General features: G+C 66.0%; 14 protein-coding genes and 1 pseudogene. 12 read left to right on the top strand and 3 right to left on the bottom strand.

From position 1 onward, the window contains the following. The first annotated feature begins 56 nt into the window (after positions 1-56). The 4 genes from EAG14_RS02425 (at position 57) to EAG14_RS02410 (ending at position 4,652) form a co-directional block, all read left to right on the top strand. Positions 57-2,132: an ATP-dependent helicase gene (locus EAG14_RS02425; protein ID WP_099742180.1), complete on the top strand. Its 2,076-nt coding sequence runs from the start codon at positions 57-59 to the stop codon at positions 2,130-2,132. A 171-nt stretch (positions 2,133-2,303) separates the two neighbouring features. Continuing rightward, positions 2,304-2,663: a hypothetical protein gene (locus EAG14_RS02420; protein ID WP_240456911.1), complete on the top strand. Its 360-nt coding sequence runs from the start codon at positions 2,304-2,306 to the stop codon at positions 2,661-2,663. Next, the gene (locus EAG14_RS02415) at positions 2,594-3,871 is read left to right on the top strand and encodes a phospholipase A (protein ID WP_369827641.1); all 1,278 of its coding nucleotides are present in this window, start codon (positions 2,594-2,596) and stop codon (positions 3,869-3,871) included. The genes EAG14_RS02420 and EAG14_RS02415 overlap by 70 nt, the downstream gene beginning before the upstream one ends. A 394-nt stretch (positions 3,872-4,265) precedes the next feature. Next, positions 4,266-4,652 carry a hypothetical protein gene (locus EAG14_RS02410; protein ID WP_099656839.1) on the top strand — a complete coding sequence of 129 codons (387 nt, stop codon included), beginning with the start codon at positions 4,266-4,268 and terminating at the stop codon, positions 4,650-4,652. A gap of 102 nt (positions 4,653-4,754) precedes the next feature. Here EAG14_RS02410 and EAG14_RS02405 read toward each other — a convergent pair whose 3' ends face one another. Beyond that, the gene (locus EAG14_RS02405) at positions 4,755-5,216 is read right to left on the bottom strand and encodes a universal stress protein (protein ID WP_121727953.1); all 462 of its coding nucleotides are present in this window, start codon (positions 5,214-5,216) and stop codon (positions 4,755-4,757) included. 131 nt (positions 5,217-5,347) lie between these two features. On the opposite strand from EAG14_RS02405, the gene tgt reads away from it, so the two are divergent. Together tgt and EAG14_RS02395 are read left to right on the top strand one after the other, a co-directional pair. Then, positions 5,348-6,520, top strand: coding sequence for a tRNA guanosine(34) transglycosylase Tgt (gene tgt / locus EAG14_RS02400; RefSeq protein WP_099656841.1), 1,173 nt, complete (start codon positions 5,348-5,350; stop codon positions 6,518-6,520). A 158-nt stretch (positions 6,521-6,678) separates the two neighbouring features. Next, the gene (locus tag EAG14_RS02395; RefSeq protein WP_121727952.1) at positions 6,679-7,851 is read left to right on the top strand and encodes a GGDEF domain-containing protein; all 1,173 of its coding nucleotides are present in this window, start codon (positions 6,679-6,681) and stop codon (positions 7,849-7,851) included. Between the two features lie 23 nt (positions 7,852-7,874). Here the strand turns inward: EAG14_RS02395 and EAG14_RS02390 are convergent. Then, positions 7,875-9,229 (bottom strand): annotated as a pseudogene (locus tag EAG14_RS02390) (MFS transporter). Positions 9,230-9,499: 270 nt separating this feature from the next. On the opposite strand from EAG14_RS02390, the gene EAG14_RS02385 reads away from it, so the two are divergent. The 3 genes from EAG14_RS02385 to EAG14_RS02375 all read left to right on the top strand — a co-directional run bounded on the left by EAG14_RS02385 (position 9,500) and on the right by EAG14_RS02375 (position 12,345). Continuing rightward, the gene (locus tag EAG14_RS02385) at positions 9,500-10,417 is read left to right on the top strand and encodes a TIGR01777 family oxidoreductase (RefSeq protein ID WP_162995885.1); all 918 of its coding nucleotides are present in this window, start codon (positions 9,500-9,502) and stop codon (positions 10,415-10,417) included. 193 nt (positions 10,418-10,610) lie between these two features. Continuing rightward, on the top strand, positions 10,611-11,618 hold the full coding sequence (locus EAG14_RS02380) for a tripartite tricarboxylate transporter substrate binding protein (protein ID WP_121727950.1): 1,008 nt from the start codon (positions 10,611-10,613) through the stop codon (positions 11,616-11,618). Positions 11,619-11,808: 190 nt separating this feature from the next. Beyond that, the gene (locus tag EAG14_RS02375) at positions 11,809-12,345 is read left to right on the top strand and encodes a hypothetical protein (protein WP_162995884.1); all 537 of its coding nucleotides are present in this window, start codon (positions 11,809-11,811) and stop codon (positions 12,343-12,345) included. A 13-nt stretch (positions 12,346-12,358) separates the two neighbouring features. On the opposite strand, the gene EAG14_RS02370 is transcribed toward EAG14_RS02375, so the two are convergent. Then, complete coding sequence (locus EAG14_RS02370) at positions 12,359-13,060, bottom strand: GntR family transcriptional regulator (RefSeq protein ID WP_121727949.1); 702 nt, start codon at positions 13,058-13,060, stop codon at positions 12,359-12,361. 52 nt (positions 13,061-13,112) lie between these two features. On the opposite strand from EAG14_RS02370, the gene araD reads away from it, so the two are divergent. The 3 genes from araD to EAG14_RS02355 all read left to right on the top strand — a co-directional run bounded on the left by araD (position 13,113) and on the right by EAG14_RS02355 (position 16,714). Next, a complete protein-coding gene (gene araD / locus EAG14_RS02365; RefSeq protein WP_121730259.1) occupies positions 13,113-14,852 on the top strand; it encodes an L-arabinonate dehydratase in 1,740 nt (579 codons plus the stop codon). Between the two features lie 43 nt (positions 14,853-14,895). Next, positions 14,896-15,612 (top strand): ribonuclease activity regulator RraA, encoded by a 717-nt coding sequence (locus EAG14_RS02360; RefSeq protein WP_205603491.1) that lies wholly within the window; start codon positions 14,896-14,898, stop codon positions 15,610-15,612. A gap of 73 nt (positions 15,613-15,685) precedes the next feature. Further along, the gene (locus EAG14_RS02355; RefSeq protein ID WP_121727948.1) at positions 15,686-16,714 is read left to right on the top strand and encodes a tripartite tricarboxylate transporter substrate binding protein; all 1,029 of its coding nucleotides are present in this window, start codon (positions 15,686-15,688) and stop codon (positions 16,712-16,714) included. Positions 16,715-16,719 lie beyond the last annotated feature (5 nt).

Here is a 16,719-nt window from a genome sequence, read left to right as displayed (position 1 = left end):
TTGCACCTGCCGTGCATGTCCGCTCTCCCCCTCTCACTACCCCCATCTAGCGCTCCATGTCTGCCGGTCTCAACCTCGCCCAGCTCCAGGCTGTCCACTACACCGATGGGGCCTGCCTGGTGCTGGCCGGCGCAGGCTCGGGCAAGACGCGGGTGATCACCATGAAGATCGCCCACATGATCGAAAAAGGCATGGACCCCAAGCGCATTGCGGCCATCACCTTCACGAACAAGGCGGCCTCTGAAATGCGCGAGCGGGCGCAGCACCTGATTGGCCGCCGCGCCAAGGATGTGCTGGTGTGCACCTTCCACGCCCTGGGGGTGCGCATGGTGCGCGAAGATGGCCATGTGCTGGGCCTCAAGCCCCAGTTCAGCATCCTGGATGCCGACGATGTGACGGGCATCCTCAAAGACGCCTCGGGCGGCACCACCGACATGGCCACGGCGCGCCAGTGGCAGTGGGTGATCAGCAAGTGGAAGAACATGGGCCTGACCTCCGAGGAGGCTCTGGCGCAGGCGGCGGACGACAACGAGCGCATCATCGCCACGCTGATGGCGCGCTACGAAGAGCGCCTGACGGCCTACCAGAGCGTGGACTTTGACGACCTGATCGGCATGCCGCTGCGCCTGCTGCGCGACTTTCCGGAAGTGCGCGCCAAGTGGCAAGCGGCGCTGGGCCATGTGCTGGTGGACGAGTACCAGGACACCAACGCCACGCAGTACGAGCTGCTCAAGCTGCTGGTGGGCAAGGACGGGCACTTCACGGCCGTGGGCGACGATGACCAGTCCATTTACGGCTGGCGCGGCGCCACGCTGGACAACCTCAAAAAGCTGCCGGTCGATTACCCGCACCTCAAGGTCATCAAGCTGGAGCAGAACTACCGCTCCACCAGCGCCATCCTGCGCGCAGCCAACAACGTGATCGGCCCCAACCCCAAGCTGTACCCCAAGACGCTGTTCAGCGAACTGGGCGAGGGCGAGCCAGTGCGTGTGGTGGACGCCGACAACGAGGAGCACGAAGCCGACCGCGCCGTGGCGCGCATCCTGAGCCTGCGCGCCTCGGTCAACCCCATTCCGGACTGGAAGAGCTTTGCCATCCTGTACCGCGCCAACCACCAGGCCAAGCCGTTTGAAAAAGCACTGCGCAAGGCCAACGTGCCGTACAAGGTGTCGGGCGGCACCAGCTTTTTTGACCGCGCCGAAATCAAGGACCTGTGCGCCTGGTTTCGCCTGTGGATCAACAACGACGACGACCCAGCGTTTTTGCGCGCCATCACCACGCCCAAGCGCGGCATCGGCCACACCACGCTGGCATCGCTGGGCGCCTTTGCCACGCAGCACAAGCAGAGCATGTTTGGCGCACTGTTCAACGGCATGCTGCCTGCAGCGGTGCCCAAGCGCGCCATGGACGGCCTGCATGAGTTTGGCCGCTACATCAATTACCTGGAATACAGCGCGCGCCGCACGCACGGCGCCGAGGATGCCCGCACATTCCTGAACGACTGGCTCAAGGAAATCGGCTACGAGCAGCACCTGTACGACAACGAAGACAGCGAGAAGGTGGCCGCCGCCCGCTGGAGCAACGTGATGGAGTTCTGCGACTGGATGGCGCAGCGCGCGGGCGGCCAGATCGACGACACAGCGGGCGCCGTGGTGGCCAAGGAAACCAAGAGCCTGCTGGAGGTCTCGCAGACCATTGCGCTCCTGTCCACCATCAGCGAGCGCGAGAAGGACCAGGACATGGTCACGCTGTCGACCCTGCACGCCAGCAAGGGGCTGGAGTGGCCCCACGTGGTGCTGGTGGGCGTGACCGAGGGCATGCTGCCCTTCAAGCTCGACGACGATGAAGGCCGCCAGCAAAAGATAAGTGACGACACGCTGCAGCGCCTGCAGGAAGAACGCCGCCTGATGTACGTGGGCATCACCCGTGCCCAGCGCACGCTGGCCGTGAGCTGGACCAAGCGCCGCAAAAAGGGCCGCGAAATGGTGGCCGCGCAGCCCAGCCGCTTCATCGCCGAGATGGGCCTGGACAAAACCACCGTGCGCGAAGACCCCCGCGAAAAGCTCAAAGCCCTGCGCGCCGAGTTTGCCGCCAAGAAGGCGCAGGCAGCCGGCACACCGCCCGCCGCCTGAGCGGTGCCGCCTCCCCAGCAAAGCCACGCCATGCTCCGTTCCGCCCTCCTGCCACTCCACTGCTCTTTGGCATCAGCCGCTTTGATTTTGATAGCTATCAGCGCTTGTCCTACAAGCGCTAGAGGCCAAAACAACCCACAATCCAGCGCAGCCTGCACGGCGGCGGTGGCCATGACCCACCAGCACCTGCAAGGGCGCTGGCACGCGGAACTGCCCGCCATCGCGCCCGGTGCATCGCCCCCGCAGCCCCCCACCCAGGCGGTGCTGCAACTGGGCCCGCACCCGGAGCTGGCACACAGCGTGCGTGGTACCGTGCAGCGCAGCGGCGCCACGGCCCAGGTCAGTGGCGACGTCGATGACGGCGACCTGACGCTGGAAGAATCGATCAACGGCACCAACATCAGCGCCACCTGGACAGGCCGGGTGGTGGAAGGCAGTTGCGGCAAGGAAATACGCGGAACATGGAACAACGCCCAAACACCCAACACCCAGCAGCCCTTCATCCTGCGCAAGCAGGCGGGCTGGCAGTGACCCCCGCCCACTCGGGCCGCCGCAGCGCTTGGCCTGCAGCCTTGGCCCTGTTGCTGGCCCCTGCTGCCGCCATGGCGCAGACCGCGCCCGGCACACCCGCTTCCACGGCTTCCACCGCCTCGGCCAACGACGCCGCCTGGCGCCGCTGCGCCGCCCTGTCGGGCGACAGCACGGCACGCCTGGCTTGCTTTGACGCCTGGGCCGGACAGCAGGCCTGGCAGGCCCCTGCAGCGTCGGCATCGGCCTCTGCAGCAGCCTCGCCGGTGGCCGATGCCAACGCGCCTGCCACGCCGGTAGACACCACCTTGCCCGCCACGCGCATCATCGAAGTGGCCCGCACCGAAGGCTGCCGCGACCCGCAGTACAGCGACCTCTCGCGCTTTTGGGAGCTGGAGTCGGGCAGCGATTGCGGCACCTTCAGCTTCCGGGGCTACCGGCCCATCACCGTGTCGGTGGTGGCATCAGACTCGGTCAACCGCCAGCCCACATCGCCGTCTCCCGGCCATTCGGCCACCGAGAGCACGCCCTACCGCACCACCGAAAACCGCATCCAGCTGTCGGTGCGCACCAAGCTGGCGCAGGGGCTGCTCACGCAGGGGCACCCCACGCTCAAGGACTCGGTGTGGTTTGGCTACTCGCAGCAGTCGTACTGGCAGCTGTTCACGCCCCAAATCTCGCGCCCCTTCCGCGCCACCGACCACGAGCCCGAGGTGATGTACGTCTACCCCACCACCGCCCAGTTGCCTTTTGGCTGGCGCTGGCGCTACAGCGGCGTGGGTCTGGTGCACCAGTCCAACGGCCAAAGTGAGCCCCTGTCGCGCAGCTGGAACCGCGTCTACCTGATGAGCGGCATGGAGCTGGACAACCGCTGGAGCGTGAACGCCAAGCTGTGGAAGCGCCTGTCTGAAAGCGCGGACAGTGACGACAACCCTGGCATCAGCGACTATGTCGGCCGGGGCGAGCTGGCCGTGTTCTGGAACGCCAACAAGGACAACACGCTGGGCGCCACCTTCCGCAGCGCCCTGTCCAGCAGCGGCCGGGGCTCGGTGCGGCTGGAATGGATGCAAACCCTGGGCAGCGGCCTGTGGGGCAGCAAGAGCAACCTGCGCCTGCACACCGCGCTGTTCAGCGGCTATGGCGACAGCATGATCGACTACAACCGCAAGCGCACCGTGTTCAGCCTGGGGTTGAGTCTGGTGGATTTCTAGCGGTCATCCCCCTGAGCGGCTACGCCGCTTCCCCCTTCTCTCTCCTCGCTACGCGAGTCGGGAAGGGGGACGACGCCCTCGCTGCGGGGCGGCCCTTGCTCGGCGTCCCACGCTGGGGCAGAGCCCATTTCGTGCGCCGCGCCCCCTTGCGAACTGCGCAGGGCTCGGTGCAAAGACCACCTGTGAACGCGGCCCTAACGTCCGCTCACAACTCGTTACGACATCTTCCTCAAGTTTCACAGAATGGTGCCGACTGGCCGCCACAATGGCACGCGCACAACAACAGGCGTAGCCCTCTGTGAAAAGCGCTCGATAAGAGCCACTTTCCCATCGTTTTACCAGCCATTGCCTGCCCAGTGCGCCCTCGACAATGCCGACAAAGAGGAACACACCCATGGACATGCAATACCAGCTCAAAGCAGGCAGCTACTACCTGTACGACATGCGTGAAACGCCCAGCGCCGTCACGGGTGAGCGCAGGTTCAAGCTCAAGACGGACACCGTCGCCATTGCCTTTGACGCCCACACGGGCCAGGTGCACCAGCACGGCAGCCCCACCCGCATCCAGTCCTGGGCCAACAACACCCGCCGCCGCCTGCGTGCCGCAGGGGCACAGCAAGAGGCCAACGACATCGTCGTGGTGTCTGGCCCCCTGCCGGTGGACGAACTCAATAAATGCCTGTGGGTCAGCGGCTACGTGCGCCGCATGTTCTCGCGCCTGGCCACCCTGCCCCACGGCAAGCTGCAGCGCCCTGCCGAGCCGTTTCGCAAGGCCGCCTGAGCGGGCTGCCCCTCCTCCCGCCGCCGTAGCGCGGGGTATAAAAAAAGGCCGCATCGCGGCCTTTTTGCTGGGCGATCACAAAGACCACTAGGCGGGCAAACCTCAGTCTTCTGTGTCCAGCAGCTCCACCACCTGGGCGTGCTTGACGATGGTGACCGGCACGGCACTCGCCCGCGCCACCTCTTGCGACACCGAGCCCAGCAGCGCACTGCTCAAGGCCCCATGCCCCTTGGCGCCAATGACCACGAGGTCGGCCCCATTGCGCTCGGCCATGTCCACCAGCGTGTGGGCCACGTCGCCCACACTAATGTCGGTTTCGTAGGCCACGCCCGCCGCATCCAGCAGCGCGCGCGCTGAGGCCAGCAGGTGTTCACCCGCCTCCACACTCGCTGCCGCGATCAGGTCCGGGTCGCGGCTGGTGACCAGCTCGTACAACGTGGCGGGCTCTTGCACATGGGCCAGCACCACACTGGCTTGCAGCCCTTGCTTCAGCAATTGCAGGGTGTGTTGCACCCCGTCAAGCGACAACTCCGAACCGTCCACCGCCACCAGAATCTTGAGCATGCTGTTCTCCTTGTGCGTTGCTGATAAGGCCAGTGTAGTCACGCTACACAAGCCCTTTCAGATACAGAGCAAACTCAGTGCAAATTCCGGTGTCTGGAGGTTTCGGCCGAGGCTCTGGGACAATTGCACCCATGCTTCAGTTCGACCTTCTCAAAACAGACCCCTCCAGCCACGCCCGCCGTGGCACCCTCACGCTCAACCACGGCGTGGTGCAGACCCCCATCTTCATGCCCGTGGGCACCTACGGCACCGTCAAGGGCGTGATGCCGCAAAGCCTGCACGACATGGGCGCGCAGATCATCCTGGGCAATACCTTTCATCTGTGGATGCGCCCCGGGCTTGACGTGATGCAGAGCTTTGGCGGACTGCACGGCTTTGAGAAGTGGGACAAGCCCATCCTCACCGACTCGGGCGGCTTCCAGGTGTGGAGCCTGGGCGCCATGCGCAAGATCACCGAAGAAGGCGTGACCTTTGCCAGCCCTGTCAACGGCGACAAGCTCTTCATGTCGCCCGAGGTGAGCATGCAGATCCAGACCACGCTCAACAGCGACATCGTGATGCAGCTCGACGAGTGCACGCCGTACGAGACCAAAGGCCACCTCACCACCGAGGCCGAGGCGCGCAAATCCATGGAGATGAGCCTGCGCTGGGCCAAGCGCTCGCGCGACGAATTCCAGCGGCTGGAGAACCCCAATGCGCTCTTCGGCATCGTGCAAGGCGGCATGTACAAAAACCTGCGCCAGGAGTCGCTGGAAGCGCTGGTCGAGATGGACTTCCCCGGCTACGCCGTGGGCGGCGTGAGCGTGGGCGAACCCAAGGACGAGATGCTGGACATCATGGCCCACACGCCCCACCGCCTGCCCGCCCACAAGCCGCGCTACCTGATGGGCGTGGGCACGCCCGAGGACTTGGTGCAGGGCGTGGCCGAAGGCGTGGACATGTTCGACTGCGTGATGCCCACGCGCAATGCGCGCAACGGCACCTTGTTCACCCGCTATGGCGACCTGAAGATCCGCAACGCACGCCACAAGTCAGACCACCAGCCGCTCGACACCAGCTGCACCTGCCACGCCTGCGCAGGCAAGGACGGCGTGGCCTGGGACCAGGGCGGGCGCGGCGGCTTTTCGCGCGCCTACCTGCACCACCTGGACCGCTGCGGCGAAATGCTGGGCCCCATGCTCACCACCGTGCACAACCTGCACTACTACCTGAACCTGATGCGCGAAGTGCGCGAGGCGCTGGACGCGGGCACCTTCAGCCAGTTCCGCGCCCAGTTCAAGGCCGACCGGGCACGGGGCGTTTAAAACAAAGCCTGCCGGCTCACCCTCTTTGCCCCTACAGGCAGGCCGGCATGCCTCACTGACGACACACCCATCGATTACATCTAAGCGCCTCATCCACGCCATTCCGGCGCCAAAAACCTTGGACAAAGGTAGACCGCGCCACCTCTTCAGACCACATCATGGTCTTCAGCATTCACCTCCCCACCGTCCTTCTTGTCTACAAAACTGCCTTGGCCGCAGGTGCAGTGGGCATCTACCACGTCAGTCGGCATTCGTGCCGCCCCAGAGGGTTGAAGCCGCTGGCGCTGGCCTACCTACTGCTGGCGCTTGGGGCCGAGTTGGCCGCAAGGGGTGAGTACCTGGCGCTGCCCTCCTGGCTGTGGACGCATGGCAGCTTGCTGCTGGGCACAGTCGCCTACCCGCTGTTCTGGGCCAGCATGCGGGCATTCAGCGGCAGGCGCACTATCCCCATCAAGACACTGGTCTCCATCCCCGCAACGCTGTTCATCATCGGGGTGCTCACGCAATTCCCGCTGAACAATCTGCACCGCGCGGGCGTGTTCCACGCCACGGCCACCGTGGCGCTGCTGCTGGCGTCCTGGGATGTCTGGCGGGACCGGCGTGTCGAGCCCCAGCCTTCCCGTGGTCCGCTCGCAGCTTTCCTTTTGCTCAGCGCTTGCATCTATGCCCTGCGGCTGGGCTTCATCGTGAGTGAAAGTGCGCACGCCAGCGGCTTTGCATGGGCGTTCTACATCCAGATGTTCTGCCACTTCGGCGTTGCCCTCATGGTGGCCGCCTTATCGAGCGAACGGGCCTCGGAACGCCTGGAACAACTGGCCCACACCGACGCACTGACCGGCGTGGGCAATCGGCTGTGGCTGGCATCGCGCCTGCCTTCGCAGCTTCCTGCAGGCAGTGCCGTGATGCTGATCGATCTGGACCACTTCAAACGCACCAACGACATGCACGGCCATGCGGCAGGCGACCAGGTGCTGGCCGCCTGCGCGCAATGCCTGCGCAGCCAGTTGCGCGAGTCGGATGTGCTGGCCCGCTTTGGAGGCGAAGAGTTTGTCGTCTACCTGCCCGATACCCCCGCCGATGCCGCAGGGGTGACGGCCCAGCGGTTGTGCGACGCAGTGGCCAGGCTGAACGTTGCCACCGATGCAGGCCCCCTTGGCGCCACGGTCAGCATCGGTTTGGCCTGCATCCGCAAGGCTGGAGGCAACTGGACACAGTGGCAGCACTTGGCAGACCAGGCCCTGTACGAGGCCAAGCGCCAGGGTCGCAATCGGGTGGTCGCAGCAGACCAGCTGCCGCCCACCGCTAAGCCCGCCGACGCCAGCAAGCCCTGACCCTCCCGGGCCAGCACGGAAGCTCAGCGGCCTACGTCGGCCAAGTCGATCTGGCTGGTTTCGCGGCTGGTCCACAACGCAGCCAGTGTGAACAAGCCATTGGCCGCCAGGTACAAGCCCACGCCGCCCAGGCCATAGGACTTGTTCAAGTCAATCGCAATCAAGGTGGGCAACGACGCCCCCACGATGGACGACAGGTTGTAGGCCATCGACGCGCCCGAGTAGCGCACCTCGGTCGGGAACAGCTCGGGCAGCAAGGCCGCCATGGGGCCAAAGGTGCAGCCCATCAGCGCCATGCCGATCACGATGAACAGCAGCACCGAGCCTGGCGTGCCATGCGTGAGCAACGCAGGCATCAGGGCGCCAAAGGCCATGATGCCTACGGTCACAGCCATCATCCAGCGGCGGCGGCCCCATTTGTCGGCCTGGTGGCCCGCCACCATACAGAAGATGCCAAACACGATGGCCCCTATCAACAAGATACCCGTGAACGTGTTGGCCGGGATGCCCAGCCCTGTGGGGTGGCCTGCGGCCGAAACGCCCGCCGGGCTTTTGGAATACACCTGCACAAACGCCGTCATCAGGTAGAACAGCACGTAGGTGGTGGTCATGATGAGTGCGCCCTGCAGCACCTTGCCGCCATGCTGCGTGAACACGGCGCTGACGGGGGCTGCCAGCTTGCGGCCGCTTTTCTCCACGTCCTGGAAGACCTGGCTTTCGTGCAGCGTGAGGCGCACATACAGCCCCACCGCCACCAACACGATGGACAGCACGAACGGAATGCGCCAGCCCCAGGCGATCATGGCGTTGGGGCCAATGAGGGCGGTGATGATGAAGAACACGCCATTGGCGGCAAACAGCCCGATGGGCGCCCCAAGCTGCGGGAAACTGCCAAACCAGCCCCGCTTGCCGGGGGGCGCGTTCTCGGTGGCCACCAGTGCGGCACCGCCCCATTCGCCCCCAGGCCAATGCCTTGGCCGATGCGAAACACACACAGCAGCAGCGGCGCGGCCAGGCCGATCTGGTCGTAACCCGGCAGCAGGCCAATCGCTACCGTGGACAGGCCCATGGTCAGCAGCGAAGCGACCAGCGTGCGCTTGCGACCAATGCGGTCACCAAAGTGGCCGAACAGCGCCGAGCCAATGGGCCGCGCCAAAAACGCCAATGCCAGGGTGGACAACGACAGCAGCGTGGCCACGGCCGGATCGCCCTTGGGGAAAAACTGCGAGTTGAACACCAGCACCGCCGCAGCCGCATAGATGTAGTAATCGTAGAACTCGATGGCCGTGCCGATCAGCGAGGCCACGGCCACCTTTTGGGGTGAGTTGCGGGGAGGGGTGTGCGGCGCATCGGCTGCGCTGGCGGGGGAAGCAGACATCAAAACCTTTCGCAGCAGAAGGCGGGCAACCGCCCGGACTCCCGCCTAGGGAAAACCCTCGATTTTAAAAACCAGCGCCCACACACCTGGGCACAGGCTCCCTCTCCAGCATCTCGATACAAGATGTCACACCTCGCTTTGAGCGATGGCAAAACACGGTCCGGTCTGGGGAGGGCCATCCGGGACGCACAAGCCCTAGCGCGCGCAGGCTGCGCACAATGGGCGCGACGGGGCATCCTCCCCTGCACACAGACACAAGGAAATCTCACCATGCAGGTCTTGATCACAGGCGGCACCGGGTTCATCGGCCAGGCCCTGGTGCAGCGGCTGATGGCAGCAGGCCACGCCGTCACCGTCTGGAGCCGCAACCCCGCGCTGGCCGCCCGGCAACTGGGCGCTGGCGTGCGGTGTGTGGCCACGCTCAACGCCATTGCCGCCACGGACCGCATCGACGCCATCGTGAACCTGGCCGGGGCCCGCGTGGTCGGCCCACCCTGGACGGCCGCCCGCCGCCAGGTGCTGCTGGACAGCCGCGTGGGCACCACCCAGGCCCTGCTCCAGCGGCTGCAGCAGACAGGGCAGCGCCCGTCGGTGTGGGTGCAGGCCTCGGCCATCGGGTTTTATGGCGTGCGCCCGGCCGAGGAGCCCCTCACCGAGACCAGCGCGCCCGGCCAGGGCTTTATGTCAGAGCTGTGCGTGCGCTGGGAGCAAGCCGCCGCACAGGCCACCGCCCTGGGCATCCGGCAAGTGGTGCTGCGCCTGGGTGTGGTGCTGGGGCCTGGCGGCGCGCTGCCGCCGCTGCTGCGGCCCATCCGGCTGGGGCTGGGCGGGCGCATGGGCTCTGGCCAGCAGGTGATGAGCTGGATCCACCGCGACGATGTTCTCACGCTCATCACCACCGCGCTGCTCGGCACGCCCAACAGCCCGCAGAACAGCCCATCCATGCAGGGCATCTACAACGCCACCGCCCCCGAGCCCGTGCCCCAGGCCACCTTTGCCCGCACTGCAGGCCAACTGCTGCACCGCCCCGTGTGGCTGCCCATGCCCGCAGCGCCCCTGCGCTGGGCCCTGGGCGAGATGGCCCAGCTGTTTGTCGATGGGCAAAACGTCGTGCCCGCCCGGCTGCAGCGCGAGGGATTTGCCTTCGCCTACCCCGGCTTGCGAGAAGCCTTGCGCAGCCTGGTTTAGGCGCCCGTCAGGTCAGGCCACCCCCTCAGTGACCCGCGCACGGGTTCCAGCCAAGGGTTCTCCAGTGGTACGACATCAGACATCAACTCCTATACTCCCGCCCCAGTGCAGGCGGCAGCGCTGGGGCGCCCCCGGCCGCTGACCCGCACGCCATGCCCGCATGGCGACAACAACAACGACTGGAGACTGAACCATGCCATTTTTGAGAGCAGCGGTGTGCGTGCTCGCCGCTTTTTCCGCCTCTTTCGCCCTGCCCGCCGTGGCGCAAGAGAACTGGCCCACCAAGCCCTTGCGGCTGATCATTCCCTTCCCGGCAGGCGGCAGCAGTGACCAGTTGGGCCGGTTGATGGCCAAGGAGCTGGGACAAGAGCTGGGCCAGCCGGTGCAGGTGGAAAACACCGACGCCAAGGGCACCAAGGCCGCCGCCGGGGCTGCGCCCGATGGCTACACGCTGGTGCTGTCAGGCGTGGGCACCAACGCCATCAGCCACGCGCTGAACCCCAACCTCGACTACGACTCGCTCAAGGACTTCGTGCACATCTCGCAGTTGTCCGAAGGTCCCAACGTGCTGGTGGTGGGCGCCGCATCGCCCCTGAAGTCGCTGCAAGACCTCATCGAAACAGGTAAAGCCCACCCCGGCAAACTCACCTATGCCCAGGTGCACGCCTCTTCGGGCCATTTGTCGATGGAGCTGCTCAAGCAAACCGTGAGCACCTGCGTGAGCGGCTCTTCCGGCGCCCGCAACTGCACCACGCTGGGACTGACGGGCGTGCCCTTCACCGGCGCCAAGCCCGCACTGGACGCAGTGATCGACAACAAGGCGGGCATGATGTTCACCAACCTGGACGCCGTGGCGCCGCATGTGCGCAGCGGCAAGCTGCGGGCACTGGCCGTCACCAGCCTGTTCCGCAACCCGCAACTGCCCGATGTGCCCAGCATCTCCGAGGCGGGCTACCCGGGCTTCAAGGCCGTGTCCTGGGTGGGCATCTCGGCCCCCAAGGGCACACCACCCGCCGTGGTCGCCCGGCTCGAAAAGGAGATGGAGGCCGCCTTCAAAGCCTCGGACACCCGCAAGCAACTGGAGGCGCAAGGCCTGGTGGTGGTCGTGTCCCGGTCAGCCGACTACACCGACTTCATCCGCAAGGAGATCGAACGCTGGCGCCGGGTGGTGAAGGTGGCTGGCATCCAGGCACCCGCGTAACGCCAGGGCAGTCAGATCACGGCAAAGCCGAGGCCCTGCAAGGCCCTGGCTTGAGAAACCGCCGTTTGGCTTCACCTAAGCGGCTTACACCCCTCTTGCTGCAGGCCCCATGTGCCGGAGCATGGGGCCTTCAATGCTATTACTTCAATAGCTGCCAGCGCTTTATCAACAAGCGTTAGAGGTCTATTTGATGCCCAAACCCCACTGGCTTCTGATCCCCCTGCGCTGGCTGGCCCACCTGGGCACCTGGCTGCTGGCTGTGCTGGTGGCCTTCGAGGAATGGGGTTGGGAGCCTCTGCAGCGCGTGCTGGCACGCATCGGTCGCTGGCCTGGGTTTCGGTGGATCGAGGGGTTTGTGCGCTCACTGCCGCCCTGGGCCGCGCTGGCGCTGTTTGTGTTGCCATCCCTCACCTTGCTGCCCATCAAGCTGCTGGCCCTGTGGGCCATGGGGCATGGCCATGTAGGCCTGGGCATGCTCATCATTTTGGGGGCCAAGGTGGTGGGCACCGCGGTGCTGGCCCGCCTGTTCACGCTGACGCGCCCAGCCCTCATGCAACTGCACTGGTTTGCCTGGCTGTACCAGCGCTGGGTGGGCTTCAAAGAGCCGCTGCTGGTGCGCGTGCGGGCGTCGTGGCCCTGGCGGGCGGCCCGTGCCATCAAGCGGCGGCTGGGCACGCGGTGGCGCGTCTGGTGGCGAGGGCACACGCCGCCGGGGCCGGGTGCCTGACGCGATCAGAGACTCACGCCACCACGTAGTCCGGGTGCCGGGCGCAAATCTCGTCGAGTTGGCTCAGCGTGCCTGAGAGGTGGGCGCGCAGCTGGTCCTGGGCATCGGCCGGGTTGCCCGCCGCAATGGCATCGACGATAGCGCGGTGGTCTTGCACCACGGCGGCGGTTTTGCCCTCGGTGGGCAGGTGCAGGCGGCGCAGCCGGTCCACATGGCCGGACATGCGGCGCACCAAGTCCCACAGGCCGGCCACCCCGGCCGCCTCGTACATCAGGCGGTGAAAGTCCTGGTCGGCGGCCACGAACTCGCTGTAGTGCTCGGGCCCCATCACCAGGACCATGCGCTCCACTTGGGCGCGCAAGCGCTCCAGCGTGGCCGGGTCGGGCTGCTGGGCCAGGGTGCGCACCACCTCCAGCTCGATGGAGCGGCGCAGGTAGTGTGCCTGCTTGGCAGCGCTGATGTCGATGCGGCTGACCACGGTGGCGTGCTGCGGAAAGATGTCGACCAGCCCTTCTTCGCCCAGCTTGAGCAGCGCGTCGCGGATGGGGGTCTGGCTGATGCCGAACTGCTCGGCCAGCTCGGCGCGGGCCAGCACGGTGCCGGGCACCAGGTCGAGCGCCACGATGGCCTCGCGCAGTTTTTCAAACACCTGGGGCGCGGCATGGCGCGAGCGGTCCAGGCGGACTTTTTCGATCACTTTTTCAATCACGGGCATGGGCGGGATTGTCGCATTGACGCACTAATATATTAGTGCTTTAATGTTTTGCATGACACGCCGCACCTACGATTCCCTGCGCAGCGCCCGCTGGTTTGCCCCGGACGACCTGCGCTCTTTTGGCCACCGCTCCCGCATCATGCAAATGGGCTACGCGCCCGAGGACTGGGTGGGCAAGCCCATCATTGCCATCGTCAACACCTGGTCTGACATCAACCCCTGCCACGGCCACTTCAAGCAGCGGGTCGAAGACGTGAAGCGCGGCGTGCTGCAGGCCGGGGGCTTCCCCATCGAGTTGCCCGCCATTTCGCTGGCCGAGGCCTTCGTCAAGCCCACCACCATGCTCTACCGCAACATGCTGGCCATGGAGACCGAGGAGCTGCTGCGCAGCCACCCCGTGGACGGCGCGGTGCTGATGGGCGGCTGCGACAAGACCGGCCCCGGCCTGCTGATGGGTGCGATGAGCGCAGGCCTGCCCTGCATCTTTGTGCCCGCAGGCCCCATGCTGCGCGGCAACTACAACGGGCAGATTCTCGGCTCGGGCTCGGACGCCTGGAAGCTGTGGGACGAGCGCCGCGCGGGCAACCTGAGCAAGACCGAATGGCTGGGTGTGGAAGCAGGCATTGCCCGCAGCCACGGCACCTGCATGACCATGGGCACCGCCGCCACCATGACGGCGATTGCCGAGGCGATTGGCATGACGCTGCCGGGCGCATCGTCCATCCCCGCACCCGACGCCAACCATGTGCGCATGAGCGCCGAAAGCGGCCGCCGTATTGTCGAGATGGTGTGGCAGGACGACACCCCGGCCAAGCTGCTCAGCCGCGAATCCTTCCTCAACGGCATCAACGTGGCCATGGCCGTGGGCTGCTCGACCAACGCCATCGTGCATCTGGTGGCCATGTCGCGCCGTGCGGGCGCGCACTGCGCCGTGACGCTCGATGACTTTGACGCCGCCAGCCGCCGCGTGCCCGTGCTGGCCAATGTGCGCCCCAGCGGCGACACGTATTTGATGGAAGACTTCTACTACGCAGGCGGCCTGCTGGGCCTGATGTCGCGCATGCGCGAGCACCTGCACCTGGGCGCGGCCACCGTCACCGGCAAGCCGCTGGGCGAGAACATCGAAGGCGCCAAGGTGTTCAACGACGACGTGATCCGCACCACCGAAACCGCCATCTACGCCGAAGGCGCACTGGCCGTGCTGCGCGGCAACCTGGCGCCCAACGGGGCCGTCATCAAGCCCAGCGCCTGCGCCCCGCACCTGCAGCAGCACACCGGCCCGGCGCTGGTGTTTGACGACTACGCCACCATGAAGGCTGCGGTGGAAGACCCCGACCTGGACGTGACGGCCGAGCACATCATGGTGCTGCGCAACGCGGGCCCCCAGGGCGGCCCCGGCATGCCCGAGTGGGGCATGCTGCCCATCCCCACCAAGCTGGTCAAACAAGGGGTGCGCGACATGCTGCGCCTGTCCGACGCGCGCATGAGCGGCACCAGCTACGGTGCCTGCATCCTGCACGCCTCGCCCGAGGCCTACATCGGCGGCCCGCTGGCGCTGGTGCAAACCGGCGACCTCATCACCGTGGACGTGCCCGGGCGCCGCATTCACCTGGAGGTGAGCGACGCCGAGCTGGAACGCCGCCGCGCTGCCTGGGTGCCGCCGCCACCGCGCTTTGAACGCGGCTACGGGTGGATGTTCAGCCGCCACATCCTGCAGGCCGACCAGGGCTGCGACTTTGACTTTCTCGAAACCGGCTTTGGTGCGCCTGTGCCCGAGCCCGACATCTTCTGACTCCCCTTCAGCCCCAACCCTTTTTGCATTGAGCCCCACACCCATGGCCCTGAACTACACCACCCGCGCCTTGCTGGCCAAAGTCAGCACCGCCACGCTGTGCACCGCCCTCTTCAAGCGCGGCCTGCGCAACCAGTTTTTGCAAGACGTGCACCCGCTGCGCACCGGCCGCGCCAACATGGTGGGCGAGGCTTTCACGCTGCGCTACATCCCGGCGCGTGAAGACCTCAACCCCATCAGCGTGTTCCAGAACCCCGACCACCCCCAGCGCAAGGCGGTGGAAGACTGCCCGCCCGGTGCCGTGCTGGTCATCGACAGCCGCAAGGACGCACGCGCCGCATCGGCAGGCTCCATCCTCGCCTCGCGCCTGATGCAACGCGGCGTGGCCGGGCTGGTGACGGACGGCGGCTTTCGCGACACGCCCGACATTGCGGCGCTCGACATGCCTGCCTACCACCACCGCCCCTCGTCCCCCACCAACCTCACGCTGCACCAGGCCATCGACATCAACGTGCCCATTGGCTGCGGTGATGTGGCCGTGTTCCCCGGTGACGTGGTGGTGGGCGACAGCGAGGGCGTCATCGTCATCCCCGCCCACCTGGCCGACGAGATCGCGGCCGAGGCGACCGAGATGACAGCGTTTGAGGACTTCGTGACCGAGAAGGTGATGGAGGGCCGCACCATCATTGGCCTGTACCCGCCCACCAACCCGCAAACGCTGACCGATTTTGCCGCCTGGCGGCAGGCGCACGGGCGCTGAAGGCTCGACACATTCATCCCCATCCAAGGGCCCGCAGAGGCCCTGGCCTTTTCATCCTTTGCAGGAGACATGTATGCAACCCGTTCCATTAACCCTTCACCACCCACTGCGCCGCGCCGCGCTGGCTCTGTGCGCTGCAGCGCTGCTGCCCGCACTGGGCACACTGACGGCCATCCAGGCCCATGCCCAGACGAGCGACTGGCCCAATGCCAAGCCCATCAGCTACGTGGTGCCCTTCACCGCCGGTGGCTCCACCGACATCATTGGCCGCACCATCGCCAACAAGCTGCAAGAGTCACTGAAACAGGCCGTGGTGGTCGAGAACAAGCCCGGCCAGGCAGGCGGCATTGGTGCATCGTTTGTGGCCAAGGCCGCGCCCGATGGCTACACGCTGTTTGGCGGCACCATCAGCACGCACGCCATCAACGCCAGCCTGTACAAGAACCTGTCGTACCACCCGGTAAAGGACTTTGAGCCCGTGGCCCTGGTGGCCACGCTGCCCAACGTGCTCATCATCAACCCCTCGCTGGGCGTGAACAACGTGGCCGAGCTGATTGCGCTGCTCAAGAAAGACCCGACCAAGCGCATGTTCGCGTCCTCGGGCGCGGGCACCTCCACCCACCTGGCGGGCGAAATGTTTGGCGACCTGATTGGCGTGAAGCTCACCCACATCCCCTACAAGGGCACGCCCCCCGCACTCACCGACGTGGCTGCAGGCCAGGTGTCCTTCATGTTCGACCAGATGACCGCCGCCCTGCCCCTGGCCAAGGCCGGCCGCGTGAAGCTGCTGGCCGTCACAACCGGCAAGCGCATCACCCTCGCGCCCGAGCTGCCCACCATGATCGAGTCCGGCGTGCCGGGCTTTGAGATGTCGTCGTGGCAGGCCATCTACGCACCCAAGGGCACTCCCAAGGCCATCGTGCAAAAGCTCAACGCCGAAATCGTCAAAGCCCTCAAGCAACCCGATGTGCAAGCCAAACTGCACGACCAGCTGGGCATGAACATTGTGGGCAGCACGCCCGAAGAGCTGGCCGCGCACATGGACAAAGAGATTCCGCGCTGGGCTGATTTGGTGAAGAAGTCGGGCGCGACGCCAGACTGATCTGG

This window comes from Acidovorax sp. 1608163, assembly GCF_003669015.1.
Classification (GTDB): Bacteria; Pseudomonadota; Gammaproteobacteria; order Burkholderiales; family Burkholderiaceae_C; genus Acidovorax.
This window is presented reverse-complemented; position numbering and strand designations above follow the sequence as displayed.

Bases quoted from the DNA above. Each gene is read 5' to 3' on its own strand.
- EAG14_RS02425 (WP_099742180.1), top strand. From the start codon at position 57: ATGTCTGCCGGTCTCAACCTCGCCCAGCTCCAGGCTGTCCACTACACC.
- EAG14_RS02420 (WP_240456911.1), top strand. From the start codon at position 2,304: ATGACCCACCAGCACCTGCAAGGGCGCTGGCACGCGGAACTGCCCGCC.
- EAG14_RS02415 (WP_369827641.1), top strand. From the start codon at position 2,594: ATGGAACAACGCCCAAACACCCAACACCCAGCAGCCCTTCATCCTGCG.
- EAG14_RS02410 (WP_099656839.1), top strand. From the start codon at position 4,266: ATGGACATGCAATACCAGCTCAAAGCAGGCAGCTACTACCTGTACGAC.
- EAG14_RS02405 (WP_121727953.1), bottom strand. From the start codon at position 5,216: ATGCTCAAGATTCTGGTGGCGGTGGACGGTTCGGAGTTGTCGCTTGAC.
- tgt (WP_099656841.1), top strand. From the start codon at position 5,348: ATGCTTCAGTTCGACCTTCTCAAAACAGACCCCTCCAGCCACGCCCGC.
- EAG14_RS02395 (WP_121727952.1), top strand. From the start codon at position 6,679: ATGGTCTTCAGCATTCACCTCCCCACCGTCCTTCTTGTCTACAAAACT.
- EAG14_RS02385 (WP_162995885.1), top strand. From the start codon at position 9,500: ATGCAGGTCTTGATCACAGGCGGCACCGGGTTCATCGGCCAGGCCCTG.
- EAG14_RS02380 (WP_121727950.1), top strand. From the start codon at position 10,611: ATGCCATTTTTGAGAGCAGCGGTGTGCGTGCTCGCCGCTTTTTCCGCC.
- EAG14_RS02375 (WP_162995884.1), top strand. From the start codon at position 11,809: ATGCCCAAACCCCACTGGCTTCTGATCCCCCTGCGCTGGCTGGCCCAC.
- EAG14_RS02370 (WP_121727949.1), bottom strand. From the start codon at position 13,060: ATGCCCGTGATTGAAAAAGTGATCGAAAAAGTCCGCCTGGACCGCTCG.
- araD (WP_121730259.1), top strand. From the start codon at position 13,113: ATGACACGCCGCACCTACGATTCCCTGCGCAGCGCCCGCTGGTTTGCC.
- EAG14_RS02360 (WP_205603491.1), top strand. From the start codon at position 14,896: ATGGCCCTGAACTACACCACCCGCGCCTTGCTGGCCAAAGTCAGCACC.
- EAG14_RS02355 (WP_121727948.1), top strand. From the start codon at position 15,686: ATGCAACCCGTTCCATTAACCCTTCACCACCCACTGCGCCGCGCCGCG.